The following is a 19988-nucleotide window of genomic DNA, read 5'->3' as shown; positions in this document are numbered from 1 at the left end:
CTGCGGATAGCCATCCATGAAAGCACGCGTTTCCACCTTGTTGTGGCTCGCCGCCGTCGCCGGCGGCGGCATGCTGCCGCTGTCGCAGGCGCATGCCGGAGTGTTCGACGATGACGAGGCGCGCAAGGCGGTCATCACCCTGCGCGACCAGTTCAACGGTTTCCAGGCGACCGCGACGCAGCGCATCGAGCAGAACAGCCGCACCACGATCGACATGGAGAACCAGCTCGAGGGCCTGCGCCAGGAAGTGGCGCGGCTGCGCGGCCAGAACGAAGTGCTGCAGAACACGGTGGACGCGCTGCAGAAGCAGCAGAAGGACTACTACGCCGACCTGGACGCGCGCCTGAAGAAATTCGAGCCGCAGCAGGTCACGGTCGAAGGCCGCGAAGGCCTGTCGCAGCCTGGCGAAAAGCCCGAATACGATGCCGCGCTCAAGCAGTTCCAGGCGGGCGACTTCAAGAGCGCCGGGAGTTCGTTCTCGGCGTTCATCAAGAAGTACCCGCAGAGCCCGTACGCGCCGCTGGCACAATACTGGCTCGGCAACTCGCTGTATGCGCAGCGCGACTACAAGGGCTCCACCTCGGTGCTGCAGAACATGATCAACGCCAACCCGACGCATCCCAAGGTGCCGGACGCGATGATCGCGGTTGCCAACAACCAGCTCGAGTCCGGCCAGAAGGCGGCCGCGCGCAAGACGCTGGAGCAGGTGGTGGCCAAGTATCCGGGCACCGAAGGCGCGCAGGCGGCCAGCAACCGGCTGAAGACGTTGAAGTAACTCCGGAAGCGGCCGGCACGCCCGGTCCTGTCTGCAAGGCCCGCTTCGGCGGGCCTTTTTCTTGGGCCGCGCTAAAATACGCGATTCGCCTGAATCTTTTGCGCGCCCAGACGGCGCGCTCCCGATCATGACCCAACGCGCCATCGTCCTGCTGTCCGGCGGACTCGACTCCGCCACCGTACTCGCCATGGCCCGCGCCCAGGGCTTCGAGACCTATGCGCTGTCGATGCGCTATGGCCAGCGCCACTCCTCTGAACTGGAAGCCGCCAAGCGCGTGGCGGCCGCGCTGGGCGCCACGCGCCACGAGATCATCGACCTGGACCTGCGCCGCTTCGGCGGCTCGGCGCTGACCGACGACACGCTCGCGGTGCCGACCGACGGCGCTTCCGGTGGCATCCCGGTCACCTACGTGCCGGCGCGCAACACCATCATGCTGTCGCTGGCGCTCGGCTGGGCCGAGGCCGTCGGCGGGCGCGACCTGTTCTTCGGCGCCAATGCGGTCGACTACTCCGGTTACCCGGACTGCCGCCCGGAATACGTCGCGGCCTATGAAACGCTGGCCAACCTCGCCACCAAGGCCGGGGTCGAGGGCGACCGCTTCCGCGTGCATGCGCCCATCATCGACATGACCAAGGGCGAGATCATCCGCGCCGGCATCGCGCTGGGGGTGGACTACAGCCTGACGGTGTCGTGCTACCAGGCCGACGACGACGGCCGCGCCTGCGGCGTGTGCGATTCGTGCCGCATCCGCCGGGCCGGCTTTGAAGCCGCCGGTGTGCCCGATCCGACCCGCTACCAGGCCGCTGCCTGATCTCAAGCCGCCGTTCACGCCCCCGACATGCCTGAAATCGACCTCGCCGCGCTCTCGCGCACCGTGCTGCTGAGCACGTTCGTCCTGACCTTCCTGTTTGGCGCCGTGCTGCAGCGCACGCACTTCTGCACCATGGGCGCGGTCTCTGACATCGTCAACATGGGTGACTGGAGCCGCATGCGCATGTGGGTGCTGGCGATCGGCGTGGCCATGATCGGCACCGGCGTGCTGGCCTGGACCGGCGCGATCGACCCCACCAAGACCATCTACACCGCCAGCAAGCTGGGCTGGCTGTCGGCGCTGGCCGGCGGGCTGATGTTCGGCTTCGGCATGGTGCTGGCGTCGGGCTGCGGCAGCAAGACGCTGGTGCGCATCGGCGCCGGCAACCTGAAGTCGCTGGTGGTCTTTGTCTTCCTGGGCCTGTCGGCCTACATGACGCTGCGCGGGCTGTTCGGCGTGGTGCGCGTGAATACCGTCGACGCGGTGGCGCTGACGCTGCCCACCACGCAAGACCTGCCGTCCGTGCTGGCGCAGGGCACGGGGCTCGCGCGCGGCGCGCTGCAGCTGGGCCTGGGCCTGGCGCTGGGCGGCGTGCTGGTGCTGTGGGCGCTGGCCGGCCGCGGCTTCCGCTCGTTCGACAACCTGCTTGGCGGCATCGGCGTCGGGCTGATCATCGTGGCGATGTGGTATGTGTCGGGCCACCTCGGCTACGTGGCCGAAGACCCCAACACGCTTGAAGAACTGTTCGTCTCGACCAACAGCGGCCGCATGGAAAGCCTGAGCTTCGTCGCACCCTATGCCTACACGCTCGACTGGCTGATGATGTTCAGCGACAAGAGCAAGGTGGCGACGGTCGGCATCGTCAGCGTGTTCGGCGTGATCGCCGGCGCGGCGGCCTATGCCCTGGCCACGCGCACGTTCCGCTGGGAAGGCTTCGGCAATGCCGAGGACGTCGCCAACCATATGGTCGGTGGCATCCTGATGGGTGCGGGCGGCGTGACCGCGCTGGGCTGCACGGTCGGGCAGGGGCTGTCGGGCGTGTCGACCCTGGCGCTTGGCTCGTTTATCGCGCTGGCGGGTATCCTGGCCGGCGCGGTGCTGGCATTCCGCTACCAGATATGGCGTCTGGAGCGCATGGCCTGAGGCGCATGCTTGACACATCGAGAACTGCATCCCTATAATCGCGGTTCTGTTTTTTCGGGTCGTTAGCTCAGTCGGTAGAGCAGCGGACTTTTAATCCGTTGGTCGCGTGTTCGAGTCACGCACGACCCACCAATAAAATCAAGGGGCTAGCAGCGATGGCGGCTAGCCCCTTGTCGTCTTGTAAGCATGGCGTAAGCGCTTCGCCCGCTTACGAAGCGGAAAGTGTCCACTGATGGCCGATTCGCGCACGGAAGCTGATTCGCCACCGACCCGCATTAAGAGCCGCTGACAATGCTGCGTGTTCTGTCGGCGCGGCGCCTGGACGGAGGTATGTTCTCATGAATCCCACGAGAACTCGGTGACGAGCCACTAAGGGCGGCTTCAAGCATGGCGGCACTGGCTGCTTGCTTGGCGTTCATTGACTTGCGAATTTCCATCTGCCACGTTGCGGCGCTGCCTATCCCGTGCAGGCGGGCTTGGCGAGCGACCAAATAGGCCGATACGGGCTCTCTTCTAGCCTGAAGGCATGTGATTATCATTTCATATGCCGTCACCATAAGTCCTCGATATCGACCAGGGTGGTCGTCTGCCCGAAGCGGTTCGTCGCATCCGCCAGGGATCAGCCCCCGCGCGGCCAATGCCGGCATTAGATATTCGAGCCCGGAAATAGGAATTATCTGGGCCTTGTAAGCTGCCGCACGCAGCGGCAATTGCGGCGCACCGATGCCAGTGTGGTACGCAATGACAAGACCGAGCTCCGCGTACTTCGGCGAGGTACGCCGGGTCCGCCGGGCTTCATCAATCATCGCTTGCCAGACGGTGACTGCCTCAAGCTGATTGTTCTGCGCGCTCGTGTCTTGATATTTCATCCAAGCAAGGAAATCTGCGCCATTATCACTTGGGTACTTGGCTAATATATCGCGTGCCTTCTCACCTTCACGTGGGCCGCCAAAGCCATAAAAGTAGTACTCGGCGAGGTCTGCGGCTACAGCCAAAGTGAGACCCGGATATCGGGGGTCTGGATTTGCTAGCGCCTTCTCCATGGTGGCCCGTGCTTGATTAGGCATTGTCGGGAGGTCATCGGTTCCGCGTTCATAGAGTAGCGCTAAGCGGCGCAGGGTAAGGATACTGGTCGGCCCCTTCATGTACGCATCCCGTGCGAGTAGCCCGCGCCCGCCGCCCTTTGCTGATGCGTAGAAGTTTCCGATCTCCTCATAGGCCCTTGCTTCTCCCGCTTCGCCAGCTCTTTGAAGCAGGGAGAGACCTGACTCAACGTCACGGGGGACTTCCTCTCCTTTAACTAGAAGTTGTCCATGCGCATAGAGGGCGTCAGTTTGTCCTTGGGACTCTGCCGCTTTATACAGAGATACTGCTGCGTCGATGTTCTTTGAAACGCCGCTTCCGTAGCGGTGCATTTCGGCCAAGTAGTACTGCGCGTCTTTGTCGTGTGAATGCTGTTCAAATATTTTTCTGGCGGTTATATAGTCCTGTTTTTCGTATGCTGCGATCCCATCTTTAACGCTAGATCCACACCCGGAAATTAGGGTGATGGTAGCGAAAATAAGCGGAAATAGACGCATAATGTCTTTCCTCTTCTGGCGGTTTAGTGACTGTTGACTATTGGTAGCAGGCATAGGTGGTACTTCCTCTCCCATTGCACCAAAGGACATTGTCGATCTTTCGCGATGTCCGGTACTTGATCAGGGTACATTCCGGCTCGTCGGTACTACCGAATTCTCGCGTACCGATTGTGATCGGTTATACAAGAGACTGGGGCGATTTTCTATCCAACTCAGCCATTTGGCTGAGGCATTACCTTACGGCTTTACTGTGTGCGAGTCGGTGGCGGTCAGGTGGTTGAGGATCGCTTGCCGAAGAAACTGATAGTCGCGCTTTCAAAGTCGCCCACCAGGGGAAAAGTGAACGGAGCAGCTCGGACTTGTATGACACATGCGCACTGTCGATTATTTGAAATCAATTTCAAACTTCCTCAAGAAATCGCAGCTTACGCCGTTGTTTGACCATTAATGGGGTTTGTGTCGGGAAGAAGTATCCGACGGAATGCGTTCTTTGCCTCTTCCCAGAGAAGCGAGGGATTCCACCAGTCTGGCGGCTGGCACGCCCGTAGAGCATCCCTGTATTGCGTCCTTATCCGTCGATTCTCGATCAGTGAGAGGGCCGCTTGCGCCCCGCGCACTTCGCAGGAGTCTAGAAAATGTACCCAGTGATGATCTTGGGATGGCGCGCGAGCCGAACGGAACGTGGTTATCGTGTAGTTCTCGTATGGATTAGGTAATGTGAGAAAATCCCGGTAGGTACCTACGTCCCTGAGTCGAAGCTCAAACCTCGTCCGTGGTATGGGGCGATAGCCTACAGTGGTGCCGTTTTTATATAGGCCAATCCCCCCAATTCCGCGCTTTCTCCGTTCGATATTCTTGTCATAGATCACTAGATACCTATCGGCATCATAACGCCCCAAATCTACTGAATTTAGATACCCGCGCGGGCCGTAATCCTGTTGTAATTCTGCGAAACGCCTGGAGTTCGGCTTTCGGAGGATTGTGAATGCCAGAAGAGAATCTACCGGTACGCGAAATAGGTCAAATGAGATGTCAATCCGTGTAATACTGGATTCAGTAATAACGGCTATGGGGTCGAAGGTCGGTATGCATTCGCTTAGGCAATGGAGTATCCGGTCAAACGAATTCCCCCCGCCTCGACTTGATTTGTGTGGATTCCATTCTAGACGCATAAATCTCCTTCGGTCTCCGCGATCCTTCGGTGCAATCTGAATCGTGCAAGCTTGGTCTGGGGAAATATTGACCAGGTATGCGTAGCGATAGCTCTTGAGCAGGTTACTATCTGCGTTCGTTACACGTAAGACGTCCTCGTGCAACTCCATGGCTTGAAGGCGCTGCAGGACACCGCTATGAGCGCGACTGTTGATGTCTATTGTCATACTAAGTTTGTCTATCATTACTGGCGTTCTATACGCCATCCTTCTCTCCTTGTACGCTTGCCCTCCTTATAGACTGGCGCTTTCAGTGGAGGCCAGGCTGAAATTAATTTCATTTGCCTAGCTGGCTGGTGGAGATGAGCCGGGGTTGTGAGTTGAGCCATTCGAGAACGTCGGTCAATTGGTAGCGAACATGCCGCCCAATTTTTCGATAGGGAATGCCGCCGCCTTCCCATCGCTTGCGTGCAAGCCACGCAACGGATTTCCCCACCATTTCAGATGTTTCCACGGGGGTAAGTAGTCGCTCATTGAATGTGATGTCTTTCACGGTGTCTCGCTATTAATCAATATTGGAGACCCAATTGTTGCGTACGCGGTGGCGGAAGCCTACCCCCATTTAATCGGCAGATTTATCGTGATGGCAAAAACCGAAATAATCATGCGCTAGAAGTTGACGTGTGACGATATGTTTTGATGTCAGCTCCAAATCTTTCCGCCGCAGGCTGATGCTGATCGAATCTATCGATAAGTTGATGGATTCCGTTTGTGTGCTCAGTTCGGATTAAATGCATTAACCGTTCTCGCGATCAATTGACCAGAGTATCTTGTCAATTTTCCGTGGCGTCCAATAATTGCAGAAGAATATTTGGTTTAGGGTGCGTGCTTTCGAGCGCATAATCTCGATTAGGAACACCGCTTGTTTGATCGTTAGGCGTTCTGGATTCATGTGTTCAAGTAGTATTTTTTGCTCCCACGGCAGTGTAGGTATTTTGCGTAGGCTTTTTACCACGAACTGGTCAACCGTCCCGAACTTGTCGGGAAACAGTAATGCCACCAGTCCGGATGCACCTGCGGTTCCTAGTCCAAGAATTCTATTCGCTGCCAATAATGTTTCTCGTATATCATTCGTCTCCGCCCACATAAAGATGAGTTCCTTAACGTCTAGAATCCAGTCGATGCCTGGATCTTTTGCTTGGCGAAATAAATGCATTGTTGTGGTGGCATAGCGGTTTGGTGCTGTGAATTTCCATAGGAAATATTTGTGTAGAAGAAAATCAAACCATTCGTGCGCGTCCATTTTGAGAACGGCGGCCGGATCTAGGGTGTTCATTTCCATTTCTAGTGCAATGTTCTTTGGTTTTATTGGTTTCCAGTATCCCACTTCTTCTGCCCAGCGCCAGTCCTTCTCGTCTCTTGATTCCCATAGGGTGGCTATGTCTAATTGGTGGCTCTGAAATTTTTCTGACATGACTTCCTCCGGTTGGAATTAAGAGGGTAACGGGGGAAAACCGTATTGCAATTGCTGCGTTTCCGGTCCACGCGCGGGTCATAAGAAAATAATGGAATGGATGCACTATATTGCTAACTGTTTTGGCTCATCCTTCCGATTGATTTCTTGCATGGGTTTGGTGAGGCGGTACTGTCGGTTAGCGCGCGGAGAAAGTGGTGTGAGTATGGGTCACGTTAAATGCGGCTCTATCGTGAGGAGTAGGCAAGACCGAGATAACCGTGTGCGACGAGCTGGCGGGCTATTTGCCAATCGCGCTCGATGCGATATTGCCCAGCATAGAGCGATCCAGCGCTATCCGATGAGTAGAGACGGTCGGCAATGAATTGTTGGGCGATTTCTCTATTTGATGCTCCTGCGTGTTTCGCATCTATCACTCTCAAGTATCGAGCGAGTGCTGCAGGACGCTTGCGGCGCGGGATCGGTGATTTGATTTTGCGGCGATCACGTTCCTCTACAAACTGAATTCTTGCTAGTTCGAGTTGCTGCTCCAGCGGCAATCGAAGGTCGAATACGAATGCGAGGTGGTGGCGTTCTAGCATTCCTGGCGGTTGCCTGTTACAGCTATCAATCTGGGGAAGAATGGATGTGGCTAGAAAGGGAATATACGCGGGTATTTCCTCATCATATGGGCACATAATCGATAGTCCATAGCGACGGGCGACGCTCCGTGCTTCGGTGCTGCCCAAGTGACGTTGCAATCCACGGTAGTCTGCTTGATACACTTCACTCCGTCGAAGAAACTGCCAAGCCCACGCTTTGGAGGTATAGAAGGGGTCATCTTGGCGCCGGTATGGTTCAGCAAAGGAATTCGCTGTGGGATACGACGTTGCAGATCGCCAGTTCGGGAAGCCGGTCATGTTGTGGATGCCGGCAGGCCGTTTGCAATCAGTTGCAACATGTAGTTGGTGACTCGTTGAGCTGGTTCTCGCAAGCGCTCCACCCCTTGCTTGTATCCCTCGGTAACATCCTGACCGCCAGTTAGGTGGTTCATGAGGCGCTTTATGGTCGACTGATTGTCGATAACGGTACTAGCGCATGTGGCAAAAGTTCGGCGGAGATCGTGGAGAGTGAAGGGGATACCGGAATCGTCCGCGACCTTGGCTATTGCCTTCTTGGGCTCCACAAGATGTCCAGTTTTCCCCCGGCCTGGAAACACATAGTCATTGGAACGCTGAGCCCAGCGACGTTGTAGGATTTCGAGCGTCAGCGTTGTCAAAGGGAGAGGGTGGCTTCGCTTGTTTTTCGTGTTTTCGGATGGGATCGTGAATCGCCTACCCTCCAGATCAACATACTCCCAGCGTAGGGACATTGACTCGGATCGCCGTAAGCCAGTGAAGAGGACGAACAGAAGATAGTCCCGCATCGTGTCGGCGTCGTCCGATGCAAGGGTATTGCCGAGCGCCATGACGCTTTGATGCCAGCGAGCAAGCTGTTCCTCCCGGACGTACGATTCTCGCCGGGGAGGGCGTGCCCACAGCTTCAGTGCCCGTAGCCGCTTTGTTGGGTTCGATGAGACTAGCGGCTCACCGGTGACCTTTTCATATTTCCCTTCCGCATAGTTGAAGAGCGCGCGCAAGAACCGCATTGCTCCATCAGCTTGCGCCCCTCCACTGCGACTGACTATGGCAGCATGGCGCTTCTCGACCATATCGGCGGTGATGGTGGTAAGTGGCTTCATGGCCCAATCCGCGAACGCGCGAGCCATGAAGCCGTTATAGTCGTACTGCGTCCGTGGTTTCAGAGGGTGTTGTGTCAGGTAGTCGTTGAATACCTGCGTCAAGGATATTCCCTCGATCTTGCGCGCCCGCGCGGCGGCCTTCGGGTCGGTGCCGTCTGCCATGAGCGCCAGCGCTTCACGCGCCTTTTTGCGGGCTTCCTCTGCAGTGAGAACGCCGTGTCGGCCAATGCTGCGACGCGTGTCCCGCCCGGCGATACGAGCCTGTACGATGTAGGTCTTGGTCGTGCCACTGATGCGCAGCCCAAACCCTGTGAGGGCGGTATCCCAATAGAAGCCTGGGGTGCTGCAGCTATCAACGTACGCTTTTGTGAGCTTGGCCTTGGACGTCATGAGTAGCCCCAAGAAGTAAGCATCTTGTAAGCGGAGCGGCAAAAACTCCTTCGCTGCTTTTCGATGTCATTCTAGGCGCGGGGCCAGTAGCCACAAGGGATTAGAGCTTCTGGACGATGTTCTTCAACTGGGCTCTATCCTGAAGGTTGAGAACTTTTAATCCGTTGGTCGCGTGTTCGAGTCACGCACGACCCACCAGTATTACGAAGGGCCTGTGGCGCAAGTCACAGGCCCTTTTTGCGTCTGGCATGCCCCGACAGTGGGGGGTGCTTTAACTAGTTCGAGGTAGAGACTTGGATCTGCCTGCGCAGCACAATGGGTCAGCCGCGGCGTGTTGACCGCGGTCCATCAGGACGGCCGCGAGACACGGCCCACCAACAAGACCCTATGCGGCAAGCAGGCGTTTCCTTGCCGGCCAGCGGGCACGTGCTGCGCATCATCTGGCCGTTCGTACCGGTGGTCGTTGCGCTGGCGTTGTTCAGCATCGCCAGCCTGGACCTGTTGTCGGCTGCACGCGCCTTTGTCGCGGGCGAGAGCCAGTGGTCCAAGGGCCAGAAGAACGCCGTGCTGCACCTGCTGCGCTACGGCGAGGATCGCGATCCGGCGGATTTCGAGGCATATCTGGAGTCGATCGCGATCCCGCTGGGCGACCACCACGCGCGCCTGGAGCTCGACCGCGACGAGCCTGACCTGGGGCGCATCCATGAAGGGCTCCTTGCCGGCGGCAACCATCCCGAAGACATTCCGCGGATGGTGCGGCTCTACCGGAATTTCCGCCATATCCAGGAGGTCGATGCCGCGATCCGCGTGTGGGCCGCGGGCGACATCGAGATCGCTGCCCTGCACGAACAGGCACTGACCCTGCGCCGGCTGATCCGCCAGCCCGGCTGCAGGGACGATTGCGTGGCGCCGGTGCTGCGCAACATAGCGCAGATCGACGCCAGGCTGACGCCGCTGGAGCAGGCCTTTTCGGGCCATCTGGGCCAGGCCTCGCGCCGCGTGACGCGGCTGCTGACCACCGGCAGCGCGGTGATGGCGGCGGCGCTGCTGATGTCGGCGATCCTGCTGTCGGTGGCGCCGCTGCGGCGCGAGCGCCGGCTGCGCGAGGCGCTGGCGCAGCGCGAAGAGCAGTTGCAGCTGGCGGTGGAGGGCAGCAACGACGGGTTATGGGACTGGCATCTTGGCCGTGGCGAGCTGTACTTCTCGCCGCGCTGCGCGCAGATGCTCGGTTACCACGACGACGAGCTGCCGCATGCGCGCGAAACCGTGCTGGGCCTGCTGCATCCTTCCGACTTGGCCGCCTTCGAGGCCAAGCTGGCCCACCATCTGCGCAGCGGCGAGCCCTACGACGCCGAATTCCGCCTGCGCAACCGCGCCGGCGATTACCTGTGGGTGCGCGCCCGCGGCCGGCTGGTGCGCGGGGCGGGGCGCCGGCGCGCGCGCATGGCGGGGTCGCTCACGAATATTTCCGACCACAAGCGCTACGAGACCCAGCTCTTTGCCGAGAAGGAGCGCGCCCAGGTCACGCTGCAGGCCATCGGCGACGCGGTGGTGACGGCCGATGTGTGGGGGCGCGTGGAATCGCTCAACCCCGCGGCCGAGGCCCTGACCGGCTGGCGCGAAGCCGACGCCCGCGGCCTGCCGCTGAGCAACGTCTGCGTGCTGCGCGACGAGGACAGCCTGGCGCCGCTGCCCGATATTGTCACGCTGGCGCTGCGCCAGCGCTGGCGCAGCCGGTCGGCGCAGCTGGTGCGGCGCGATGTGTCCGGGCTGCCCGGACAGGCGCTGGCGGTCAAGCCATCGGTGGCGCTGATCCGCGACCGTGCCGCGCAGGCCATCGGCGTGGTGGTGGTGCTGCACGATATCAGCCAGGAACGCGCCCATGCGGCGCGCCTGGCGTACGAGGCCAGCCACGATGCGCTGACCGGCCTGGTCAACCGCGCCGAGTTCGAGCGCCGGCTGGGCGCGGCGATCACGCGGTCACGCGAACAGGGCACCACCCATACGCTGATGTACCTGGACCTGGACCAGTTCAAGGTGGTCAACGACACCTGCGGGCATGCCGCCGGCGACGAGCTGATCCGGCAGATGGCGGAGGTCATGCGCAGCCAGCTGTGCCGCAGCGACACGCTGGCGCGGCTGGGCGGCGACGAGTTCGGCGTGCTGCTGGAGCATTGCGGCACCGGCGATGGCGAACGCGTGGCCGAGGCCTTGCGCCACGCCATTGCATGTTTCCGCTTTGCGCATCGCCAGCGCACCTTCACGCTGGGCGTCAGCATCGGCCTGGTCACGCTGGACCGACAGACCGTCAACGTCGCCGAGGCGCTGAGCGCGGCCGACGCGGCCTGCTACGTGGCCAAGGAGGGCGGGCGCAACCGCGTGCAGGTCTACCATCCGCTGGACAGCGTGGTGCAGGCGCGCCACGGGGAGATGGAGTGGGTCAGCCGCGTGCATGCGGCGCTGGGGGCCGGCCGCTTCTGCCTGTACTCGCAGGAGATCGTGCCGGCGCACGATGGCGCGTTGCCGCAGACGGGCCGCCATGTGGAACTGCTGCTGCGCATGGTCGATGAACGTGGCCGGCTAGTGCCGCCGATGGCCTTCGTGCCGGCCTGCGAGCGCTACAACCTGATGCCGATGATTGACCGCTGGGTGGTCGAGACTGCGTTTGCCACCCTGGCGGGGCGGCAGGCGGAGATTGCCACCTGCGCGATCAACCTGTCAGGCTCGTCGCTGGCGGACATCCAGTTTCCCGATTTCGTGCGCGAGCAGGCGCAGCGCTTCGGCATCGCGCTGGACGGCATCTGCTTCGAGATCACGGAAACCGCGGCGATCTCCAACCTGGCGCAGGCCGGCGCGTTCATCCTGCAGCTGCAGCAGCTGGGCTGCAAGTTTGCGCTGGATGACTTCGGCGCGGGCATGTCGTCGTTCACCTACCTCAAGCACCTGCCGGCGGCCTACCTGAAGATCGACGGCAGCTTCGTGCGCGACATGCTGGCCGACCCGGTCAACCTGGTGATGGTGGAGGTGATCCAGCGCATCGGCCACGCCATGGGCAAGCAGACCATTGCGGAATTCGTTGAGAGCGAGGCCATGCTCGAACGGCTGCGCGAGCTGGGCGTGGACCTGGTGCAGGGCTATCACATTGCGGCGCCGGTGCCGTTTGCCCCGGCGGATGCCGAGGCCGGCGACCGGCCGGCGCTGGCGCTGGCGGGCTGAGCGGCCAGGCCCGGCCGCGGGTCAGGGAACGAGCGGATCGCGGAAGCCGGTATCGGCGCCGGGCGGGGTACCGGCCGGCGCGGGTGTTGGCGCGGTTGCGGGCGGCACGGCCTGGTGCCTGGCCTCGCGCCAGGTGTTGTACACCCAGTAGGCGGCGCCGGCTGCCAGGCCGACCTTGGACAGCTTCCAGGTCCAGCGCAGCACCGGCGTGCGCTTGACCAGCGGCAGCGCCAGCGTCAATACGGTGCTCAGCAGCGGGTAGTCCTTGGTCATGCCGACCACTTTCATCCACGACCCCGGACGGGCGATGCGCGGCAGCCAGTGGCCGATAGTGCCAAGGCGGTGCGCGCCACCCCGCACCTCGTGCAGGGCCTGCAGGCAGTCGTAGCGTTCCAGCGCGGCGCGGGTCAGCAGCAATTCCTTGCGCACCGCCAGTGGCAGGCGTACCTCTTGCGTGAACCGGGCCCGCCGCGGGTGATCGCGGCGGTTGTGTCCGGCTGCGCTGTCGTCGGGTTCCAGGGGGCTCATCGGCGCAGGATCTCCCGGTCTTTGTCGATTTCGGCGAGCGTGGCCTCCAGCATCGGCGGGGCGTTGCGCACCAGGTTGCGTGCGTACGCCAGGCAAATCGCGCACAGCACCAGGTAAAGGACCGTCAGTGCGCCCAGCGCCTGCCAGCGGTAGGTGTCCCAGAACAGGATGGCGATCAGCCCGGTCAGGGTGACCAGCCCGATGCCAAAGAACACCAGGCCGAAGCAGGCCAGCAGCGCGACCTTCATCAGGCGCGTGCGTTCCTCGGCAAGCTCCACGCTGGCGAGTTCGAGGCGGGTCTGGATCATTGCCACCAGCGAGCCGGCCAGGTTGCGCACGGATTCGAGGAACTTGGGGGAAGGGGGGGATTCGCTCATGCGGCTCCGGCGTGAAAGAGCGGCGCGACGGCGTGGCCGTACGCGCCTTTCCAGCAGGCGGGGCCGGGTGTGGCGTCATGGTGTGTCGCCAACATGCTTGCGCCCCGGCCACTGGCAACCCGATGACCGGGTTGCCGCTCAGGCGCGGCATCAGCATGCCGCGCCGGGTTGGAATCGCTTACTTGCGGTTCAGCAGCAGACCGATCAGCAGGCCTACGCCGGCGGCCACGCCCACGGCGCGCCACGGGTGGTCATGCACGTAGTCGTCGGTGGCGCGTGCAGCGGCCTTGCTCTTGGTCACGACGGCGTCTTGCAGGTCCTGGGCCTTTTCCTTGGCTTGCTTGAGCAGGCCCATGCCACGCTCGCGCAGTTCGGCGGCCTTTTCCCCGGTGGTCGAGGCGGCTTGCTTCAGCAGTTCCTCGGCGTCGGACAGAACGGTCTTGACATCGCTCATCAGTTTCTCCTGTTTGCGGGCGGTTGGTTCGGTTTGTGCGGATTCTGACATTTTCTAAGCTCCGAGGCTAACGGCATTTGTCGGTCTGATACTTAGCATATGTGGCGGGCGGCCGTGGTTTCAAGGCTACACGCCAGCAAGCGCGACGCCAGTGCCTAGTATCGCAAGCATGCCGGAAAGCACGCGTGATGACTGTCAGAAAATGTTTATATGACTTCGAGTGATTTTGTAGTGACTTTATATTCGTTTGGGTTGGATATCAATCCGGATACTCTGGTTCCACCCCGAAATCAGGAGAACAGAACATGGCATTGCGTCTTGGCGATATCGCCCCGGACTTCGAGCAGGATTCGAGCGAAGGCCGCATCCGCTTCCATGCGTGGCTTGGCGACAGCTGGGGCGTGCTGTTCTCGCACCCGGCCGACTACACCCCGGTGTGCACCACGGAACTGGGCCTGACCGCGAAGCTGAAGGATGAGTTCGCGCGCCGCGGCGTCAAGGCGATCGCGCTGTCGGTGGACGGCGTGGAGTCGCACCATGGCTGGATCCGCGACATCAACGAGACCCAGTCGACCACGGTCAACTTCCCGATCCTGGCCGATGGCGACCGCAAGGTGTCGCAACTCTACGACATGATCCACCCGAACGCGAACGAGACCCTGACGGTGCGCTCGCTGTTCATCATCGACCCGAAGAAGAAGGTGCGCCTGATCATCACGTATCCGGCCAGCACCGGGCGCAATTTCAACGAGATCCTGCGCGTGATCGACTCGCTGCAGCTGACCGACAACCACAGCGTGGCCACGCCGGGCAACTGGCAGGACGGTGATGACGTGGTGATCGTGCCCTCGCTGAAGGACGAGGCGGTGATCCGCGAGAAATTCCCCAAGGGCTACCAGGCGGTACGGCCGTACCTGCGGCTGACGCCCCAACCCAACAAATGAACGCGGCCCCGCGTGAAGGCGGGGCCGGCGTTCAGGACAGGTGTTTTATCGACGGGGGCAGCCTCGTCGTCTCCTTGGTAGTGTGCTTGGCCCGGCTTTGCAGCCGGGCCTTTTTATTGCGGAGAGCCTGTGCGCAAGTCGCGGATGGCGATCAGAAGAAGGCCTGCAGGCCGGTCTGGGCGCGGCCCAGGATCAGCGCGTGGATGTCGTGGGTGCCTTCATAGGTGTTGACCACCTCCAGGTTCACCACGTGGCGGATCACGCCGAACTCATCCGAGATGCCGTTGCCGCCCAGCATGTCGCGCGCCACGCGGGCGATGTCCAGCGACTTGCCGCACGAGTTGCGCTTCATGATCGAGGTGATTTCCACCGCGGCGGTGCCTTCGTCCTTCATGCGGCCCAGGCGCAGGCAGCCTTGCAGGCCCAGCGTGATCTCGGTCTGCATGTCGGCCAGCTTCTTCTGCACCAGCTGCGTGGCGGCCAGCGGGCGGCCGAACTGCTTGCGGTCCAGCGTGTACTGGCGGGCGGTGTGCCAGCAGAACTCGGCGGCGCCCAGCGCGCCCCAGGCGATGCCGTAGCGGGCCGAGTTCAGGCAGGTGAACGGGCCCTTCAGGCCGCTCACGCCCGGCATGATGTTCTCTTCCGGCACGAACACCTGATCCAGCACGATTTCGCCGGTGATCGAGGTGCGCAGGCCGACCTTGCCGTGGATGGCCGGCGCCGACAGGCCCTTCCAGCCCTTTTCCAGGATAAAGCCGCGAATCTCGTCCTTGCCGTTATCGCCCTGCAGCTTGGCCCAGACCACGAACACGTCGGCGATCGGCGAGTTGGTGATCCACATCTTGGCGCCGGTCAGCTCATAGCCGCCGTCGACCTTCTTGGCGCGGGTGACCATCGAGCCCGGGTCGGAGCCGTGGTTCGGCTCGGTCAGGCCGAAGCAGCCGATCCATTCGCCGGTGGCCAGCTTGGGCAGGTACTTCTGCTTCTGCGCTTCGGTGCCGAATTCATGGATCGGAACCATCACCAGCGACGACTGCACGCTCATCATCGAGCGGTAGCCGGAATCGACGCGCTCGACTTCACGCGCGATCAGGCCGTAGCTGACGTAGTTCAGGCCGGGGCCGCCGTATTGCTCGGGGATGGTGGGGCCGAGCAGGCCCAGTTCGCCCATCTCGCGGAAGATCTCGATGTCGGTCTTCTCGTTTCGGAAGGACTGAAGCACGCGCGGCATCAGCTTGTCCTGGCTGTACGCCGCGGCGGCGTCGCGCACCATGCGTTCTTCGGCGGTCAGTTGCTGGTCCAGCAGCAGGGGGTCGGCCCAGTGGAATTCGGCGTTGGCAGCCATGCAGGTCTCCTTCGGTAGCGCGGGGGAAGCATCGGGGGCGGGCGAATGGTCGCTTGCCGCACCGGCGCTTCCGGGAATCATGACGGGTTTGGTGATCTTCGCGGAGGGTTTTTGTGGTTCCGCATTGCGGAACTGTGTTCCGTTGAATTAGTATATCGCAATGGGTTTGCCGTGCAACAGGCAAAACCCCCGACACCCATGCCTTTGTGCGATGAGCGGACAACCGCCGACCTGAGAGGAGCCGCCCTTGACCAGTCCGTCACTTTCTCCCGATGCCACGCCGCCCGCGCCGGTGCGCGACAGCGATCCGAACTTCGTCACCGCCCTGGCGCGCGGGCTGGAACTGATGCGGTGCTTCCGCACCGGTGAGGCAATGCTCGGCAACCAGGACTTCGTGCGCCGCACCGGCTTCCCCAAGGCCACGGTGAGCCGGCTGGCCGGCACGCTGGTGCAGTTGGGTTACCTGCGCTATGACGAGAGCCTGGGCAAGTACGCGCTGGATGCCGGCGTGCTGGCGCTGGGCTATGCCTACCTGTCAGCGTCAGACGTGGTGTCGCTGGCGCGGCCGCATATGCTGGCGTTCGCCCAGTCATACGGGGTCTCGGTCTCGCTGGGCAAGCGCGAGCGCATGGAAGTGATCTACCTGGAATCGATCCGCAACGATGCGGGCGTGATGCTGGGGCTGGGCGTGGGCTCGCGGCTGTCGCTGGTGTCGAGTTCGATGGGGCGCGCGTACCTGGCCGCGCTGCCGGCGGCGCGGCGCGAGCGGGTCATGGCTGAGTTCAGCCAGGCGTTCCCGGAGCAGTGGAAGCAGCAGGAGACGGCCACGCGCGCGGCCTTGGCCGAGGCGCAGCAGCGCGGCTATGCGGCGTCGTTCCGCGACTGGCATCCGGCCATCCATGCCTGTGCGGTGGCGTTCCGGCCGGTGGGGGAGAAGGAGTTGCACATGCTGAGCTGCAGTGCTTCCTATGGGGCGGTGGATGAGGCGGTGTTCCACCAGACGCTGGCGCCGGCGTTGCGGGCGCTGGCGGCAAGGCTGTCGGACCCGGCGGGCTGACGGCCAGGTCCGACGTGCGCAGGTGTTACAGGTCCGTGCGCAACTTCCACAATTCCGGAAACAACACTACATCCAGCATCTTGCGCAGATAGCTGACGCCTTCCGTGCCGCCGGTACCACGCTTGAAGCCAATCACCCGCTCAACCGTGGTCACATGCCGGAAGCGCCATTGCCGGAACGCATCTTCCAGGTCGACAAACTTCTCGCCCAGTTCATACAGTTCCCAGTGCGCACCGGGATTGCGATAGACCTCCAGCCAGGCGGCCTCGACCGACGCGTTATACGCGGTGGGCTGCGTCCAGTCCCGTTCGACGCAGTCCGCATCGATCGCAAAACCACGCCTGGCCATCAACCGGATCGCCTCGTCATACAGCGACGGCGTCTTCAGCGCCGTTTCCACCAGCGCCAAATGCTCCGGCCGGTGCGCGTGCGGCTTCAGCATGGCAGCGTTCTTGTTGCCGAGGATGAACTCGATCTCGCGGTACTGATACGACTGGAAGCCTGACGACATGCCCAGGTAGGGCCGCATCGCCGAGTATTCCGGCGGCGTCATCGTCGCCAGCACGTTCCACGCCTGCACCAGCTGGTCCATGATGCGCGACACCCGCGTCAGCATCTTGAACGCCGGCGGCAGGCTGTCGGTCTTGACCGATTCGCGCGCGGCGCGCAGCTCGTGCAGCATCAGCTTCATCCACAGCTCGGTGGTCTGGTGCTGCACGATAAACAACATCTCGTTGTGGTCCGGCGACAGCGGGTGCTGCGCGTTCAGGATCTGGTCCAGGCCGAGATAGTCGCCATAGCTCATGTCCTTGGCGAAATCCATCTGCGCGCCGTGCCAGTTGTCACCTTGCGGCGCAGCCTGGCCTGCGGTGCCGGCCGCGCCGGAAAAAGGGCATCCCTTGAATTCACTCATGATGCGCTCCCGATCAGGTCACCTGGCCGCGCGTCTGGAACCGCGCGTCGCGATAGGCGCCGCTGTCCAGCACATCGCGCAGGATTTCCACAGCATCCCACACCTCGGTGAAGCTGGTGTACAGCGGCGTGAAGCCAAAGCGGGCGATGCGCGGCTCGCGGTAGTCGCCGATCACGCCGCGCTCGATCAGGGCCTGCACCAGCGCATAGCCGTCCGGGTGCTCCAGGCTGACCTGGCTGCCGCGGCGCGCGTGCTCGCGCGGCGTGACCAGCGTCAGCGGGTGGTGGCCGCAACGGGCTTCCACCAGTTCAATGAACAAGTCGGTCAGCAGCAGTGACTTGGCGCGCAGCACCTGCATCGTGGTCTGGGCGAAGATGTCCAGGCCGCATTCCACCATCGCCAGCGAAGTCACCGGCTGCGTGCCGCACAGGAAGCGGCGCACGCCGTCGACCGGGCGGTACTGCGGCTCCATCGCGAACGGCGCGGCATGGCCCCACCAGCCCGACAGTGGCTGCCAGAAGGCATCGCGCAGCGCCGGCGCGACCCAGACGAAGGCGGGCGAGCCCGGGCCGCCGTTCAGGTATTTGTAGGTGCAGCCGATGGCGTAGTCGGCCCCGGCCGCCTTCAGGTTGACCGGCACGGCGCCGGCGGAGTGGCACAGGTCCCACACCGTGAGCGCGCCGCGGGCATGGGCCAGATCGGTCAGCGCGGCCATGTCCAGCATCTCGCCGGTCTTGTAGTTGACGTGGGTGAGCATCAGCACGGCGGTATCGGCGCCCACGGCGGCGTCGATCTCGGCCGGCGAATTGACCAGGCGCAGCGAATAGCCCTGCTGCAGCAGGTCGGCCAGGCCCTGCGCGATGTACAGGTCGGTGGGGAAGTTGCTGGCCTCCGACACGATCACCTTGCGCGCCGGGTCGCGCGTCTGCTGCACGCGCAGCGCCGCGGCCAGCACCTTGAACAGGTTGATCGAGGTGGTGTCGGTCACCACCACTTCATCCTGGCCCGCGCCGACCAGCGGGGCCAGCTTGTTACCCAGCCGCTGCGGCAGCTCGAACCAGCCGGCGGTGTTCCAGCTGCGGATCAGGCCCTCGCCCCATTCTTCGGCCACCACCTGGGCGGCGCGCGCGGCGGCGGCGCGCGGGCGGGCGCCCAGTGAGTTGCCGTCGAGGTAAATCACGCCCTCGGGCAGCGCGAACTGGTCGCGCAGCGGGCGCAGCGGGTCTCGCTCATCGAGCCGAATACAGTGCTCGCGGTCAAATGTCGTCATGTCGTGGGATTGGCCAGGGGTTGTTCGGGAGTGGTTCAGTCGAGGCTGCGCAGCACCGCGCGCACCGGGCTGGCATCGAGCCCGGCAAAGCGCAGCGGCAGCGCGATCAGTTCGTAGTCGCCGGCATCGACCTCGTCCAGCACGATGCCTTCCAGGATAGCCAGCCCGTGCCGGCGCACGGCGTTGTGCGCGTCCATGGTCTTGGATTCCTGCGGGTCCAGCGACGGTGTGTCGATGCCCACCAGTTGCACGCCGTGCGCGGCCAGCAGCGCGATGGTCTCGGCCGCGACCGCGCAGAAGTGCGGGTCCCACTGCGCCAGCGGCGCCCGCCGGTAGGTACGCAGCAGCACGCGCGGCGGCAGGCCGGCCAGCGCGTGTTCGATATGGCGCGGCTCCACCACTGGCGAGGCGCCGATGCAATGGATCACGCGGCAGGTGCCGAGGTAGGGCGTGAGCGGCACGGCGCCGATCGGCGCGCCGTCTGCGGCGTAGTGCAGCGGTGCGTCGGCGTGCGCGCCGGTGTGCGGCGACAGCGTGATGCGGCCGACATTCACCGGGCAGTGCTCGTCCATCTGCCAGGCCGGCTGCTGCTGGAACGGCGTGTCGCCGGGCCAGACCGGGGTGGCGGGGGAGAGCGGCGGGCTGATGTCCCACAGCCGGCGTGGGTCTTGATTGGGGGCGGTCATAAGGGTGCGCGGCGCCTTTGCAAGGCGCCGTCGTTGTCTGCCTCGATGTCGGAAATCATAGTCAAAATTGGCGACAAGAGGCTTGCTAAATGGACCGTCGATGCGGTCTTCTTTCGCATAAAATGCGAAGAATTGATGATTTGTCGAAGGAAAT

The 19988-nt window shown here is 62.4% G+C and carries 18 protein-coding genes, 1 tRNA gene and 1 pseudogene; 7 read left to right on the top strand and 13 right to left on the bottom strand.

The window, feature by feature from the left end; all coding sequences use genetic code 11:
• Window positions 1–16: 16 nt before the first annotated feature.
• The 4 genes from ybgF to CNE_RS13280 all read left to right on the top strand — a co-directional run bounded on the left by ybgF (window position 17) and on the right by CNE_RS13280 (window position 2861).
• Window positions 17–775 carry a tol-pal system protein YbgF gene (gene ybgF, locus CNE_RS13295; protein ID WP_013957624.1) on the top strand — a complete coding sequence of 253 codons (759 nt, stop codon included), beginning with the start codon at window positions 17–19 and terminating at the stop codon, window positions 773–775.
• Between the two features lie 127 nt (window positions 776–902).
• Window positions 903–1586, top strand: a complete 684-nt coding sequence (gene queC, locus CNE_RS13290) for a 7-cyano-7-deazaguanine synthase QueC (protein ID WP_013957623.1) — start codon at window positions 903–905, stop codon at window positions 1584–1586.
• A gap of 27 nt (window positions 1587–1613) precedes the next feature.
• A complete protein-coding gene (locus CNE_RS13285; RefSeq protein ID WP_013957622.1) occupies window positions 1614–2729 on the top strand; it encodes a YeeE/YedE family protein in 1116 nt (371 codons plus the stop codon).
• 56 nt (window positions 2730–2785) lie between these two features.
• Window positions 2786–2861: transfer RNA gene (locus CNE_RS13280), tRNA-Lys, on the top strand.
• A 143-nt stretch (window positions 2862–3004) separates the two neighbouring features.
• On the opposite strand, the gene CNE_RS13275 is transcribed toward CNE_RS13280, so the two are convergent.
• The 6 genes and pseudogenes from CNE_RS13275 to CNE_RS13265 form a co-directional block, all read right to left on the bottom strand.
• A complete protein-coding gene (locus CNE_RS13275) occupies window positions 3005–4363 on the bottom strand; it encodes a tetratricopeptide repeat protein (protein ID WP_158310026.1) in 1359 nt (452 codons plus the stop codon).
• A 1434-nt stretch (window positions 4364–5797) separates the two neighbouring features.
• Window positions 5798–6013 carry a helix-turn-helix transcriptional regulator gene (locus tag CNE_RS39250; protein ID WP_013957620.1) on the bottom strand — a complete coding sequence of 72 codons (216 nt, stop codon included), beginning with the start codon at window positions 6011–6013 and terminating at the stop codon, window positions 5798–5800.
• Between the two features lie 243 nt (window positions 6014–6256).
• Window positions 6257–6934, bottom strand: coding sequence for a hypothetical protein (locus CNE_RS13270; RefSeq protein WP_063712333.1), 678 nt, complete (start codon window positions 6932–6934; stop codon window positions 6257–6259).
• Between the two features lie 227 nt (window positions 6935–7161).
• Window positions 7162–7515, bottom strand: coding sequence for a DNA -binding domain-containing protein (locus CNE_RS41530; protein ID WP_158310025.1), 354 nt, complete (start codon window positions 7513–7515; stop codon window positions 7162–7164).
• A gap of 111 nt (window positions 7516–7626) precedes the next feature.
• Window positions 7627–7833 (bottom strand): annotated as a pseudogene (locus CNE_RS43055) (transcriptional regulator domain-containing protein); the annotation flags it as partial.
• The gene (locus CNE_RS13265) at window positions 7830–9044 is read right to left on the bottom strand and encodes a tyrosine-type recombinase/integrase (protein ID WP_013957618.1); all 1215 of its coding nucleotides are present in this window, start codon (window positions 9042–9044) and stop codon (window positions 7830–7832) included. The pseudogene CNE_RS43055 and the gene CNE_RS13265, both read right to left, overlap by 4 nt.
• A 315-nt stretch (window positions 9045–9359) precedes the next feature.
• Here CNE_RS13265 and CNE_RS13260 point away from each other — a divergent pair, with 315 nt between their 5' ends.
• Window positions 9360–12260 carry an EAL domain-containing protein gene (locus CNE_RS13260; RefSeq protein WP_013957617.1) on the top strand — a complete coding sequence of 967 codons (2901 nt, stop codon included), beginning with the start codon at window positions 9360–9362 and terminating at the stop codon, window positions 12258–12260.
• Between the two features lie 21 nt (window positions 12261–12281).
• On the opposite strand, the gene CNE_RS13255 is transcribed toward CNE_RS13260, so the two are convergent.
• From CNE_RS13255 to CNE_RS13245, 3 genes are all read right to left on the bottom strand, one after another.
• The gene (locus tag CNE_RS13255; protein ID WP_013957616.1) at window positions 12282–12788 is read right to left on the bottom strand and encodes a DUF3318 domain-containing protein; all 507 of its coding nucleotides are present in this window, start codon (window positions 12786–12788) and stop codon (window positions 12282–12284) included.
• A complete protein-coding gene (locus CNE_RS13250; RefSeq protein WP_010813730.1) occupies window positions 12785–13165 on the bottom strand; it encodes a phage holin family protein in 381 nt (126 codons plus the stop codon). Before CNE_RS13250 ends, CNE_RS13255 begins: the two co-directional genes overlap by 4 nt.
• A gap of 178 nt (window positions 13166–13343) precedes the next feature.
• Window positions 13344–13670, bottom strand: a complete 327-nt coding sequence (locus tag CNE_RS13245) for a DUF883 family protein (protein WP_010813729.1) — start codon at window positions 13668–13670, stop codon at window positions 13344–13346.
• 254 nt (window positions 13671–13924) lie between these two features.
• Between CNE_RS13245 and CNE_RS13240 the strand changes: the two genes are divergently transcribed.
• On the top strand, window positions 13925–14563 hold the full coding sequence (locus tag CNE_RS13240) for a peroxiredoxin (RefSeq protein ID WP_013957615.1): 639 nt from the start codon (window positions 13925–13927) through the stop codon (window positions 14561–14563).
• 151 nt (window positions 14564–14714) lie between these two features.
• Here the strand turns inward: CNE_RS13240 and CNE_RS13235 are convergent, their stop codons facing one another.
• On the bottom strand, window positions 14715–15908 hold the full coding sequence (locus CNE_RS13235; protein ID WP_013957614.1) for an acyl-CoA dehydrogenase: 1194 nt from the start codon (window positions 15906–15908) through the stop codon (window positions 14715–14717).
• 247 nt (window positions 15909–16155) lie between these two features.
• Between CNE_RS13235 and CNE_RS13230 the strand changes: the two genes are divergently transcribed.
• Window positions 16156–16965: an IclR family transcriptional regulator gene (locus CNE_RS13230; protein ID WP_013957613.1), complete on the top strand. Its 810-nt coding sequence runs from the start codon at window positions 16156–16158 to the stop codon at window positions 16963–16965.
• Between the two features lie 25 nt (window positions 16966–16990).
• Here the strand turns inward: CNE_RS13230 and kynA are convergent, their stop codons facing one another.
• Genes kynA through kynB form a run of 3 tightly spaced genes read right to left on the bottom strand, consistent with a single transcriptional unit; the run spans window position 16991 to window position 19834 of the window.
• Entirely contained in the window at window positions 16991–17878 is an 888-nt protein-coding gene (gene kynA / locus CNE_RS13225) for a tryptophan 2,3-dioxygenase (protein WP_013957612.1), read from the bottom strand.
• Between the two features lie 13 nt (window positions 17879–17891).
• Window positions 17892–19148: a kynureninase gene (gene kynU, locus CNE_RS13220; RefSeq protein ID WP_013957611.1), complete on the bottom strand. Its 1257-nt coding sequence runs from the start codon at window positions 19146–19148 to the stop codon at window positions 17892–17894.
• A 35-nt stretch (window positions 19149–19183) separates the two neighbouring features.
• Window positions 19184–19834 (bottom strand): arylformamidase, encoded by a 651-nt coding sequence (kynB, locus tag CNE_RS13215; protein WP_013957610.1) that lies wholly within the window; start codon window positions 19832–19834, stop codon window positions 19184–19186.
• Between the last annotated feature and the right edge of the window lie 154 nt (window positions 19835–19988).

This window comes from Cupriavidus necator N-1 (assembly GCF_000219215.1).
Lineage (GTDB): Bacteria > Pseudomonadota > Gammaproteobacteria > Burkholderiales > Burkholderiaceae > Cupriavidus > Cupriavidus necator.
Note: the sequence above shows the minus strand (reverse complement) of the source record. Positions and strands in the feature narration are given on the sequence as shown.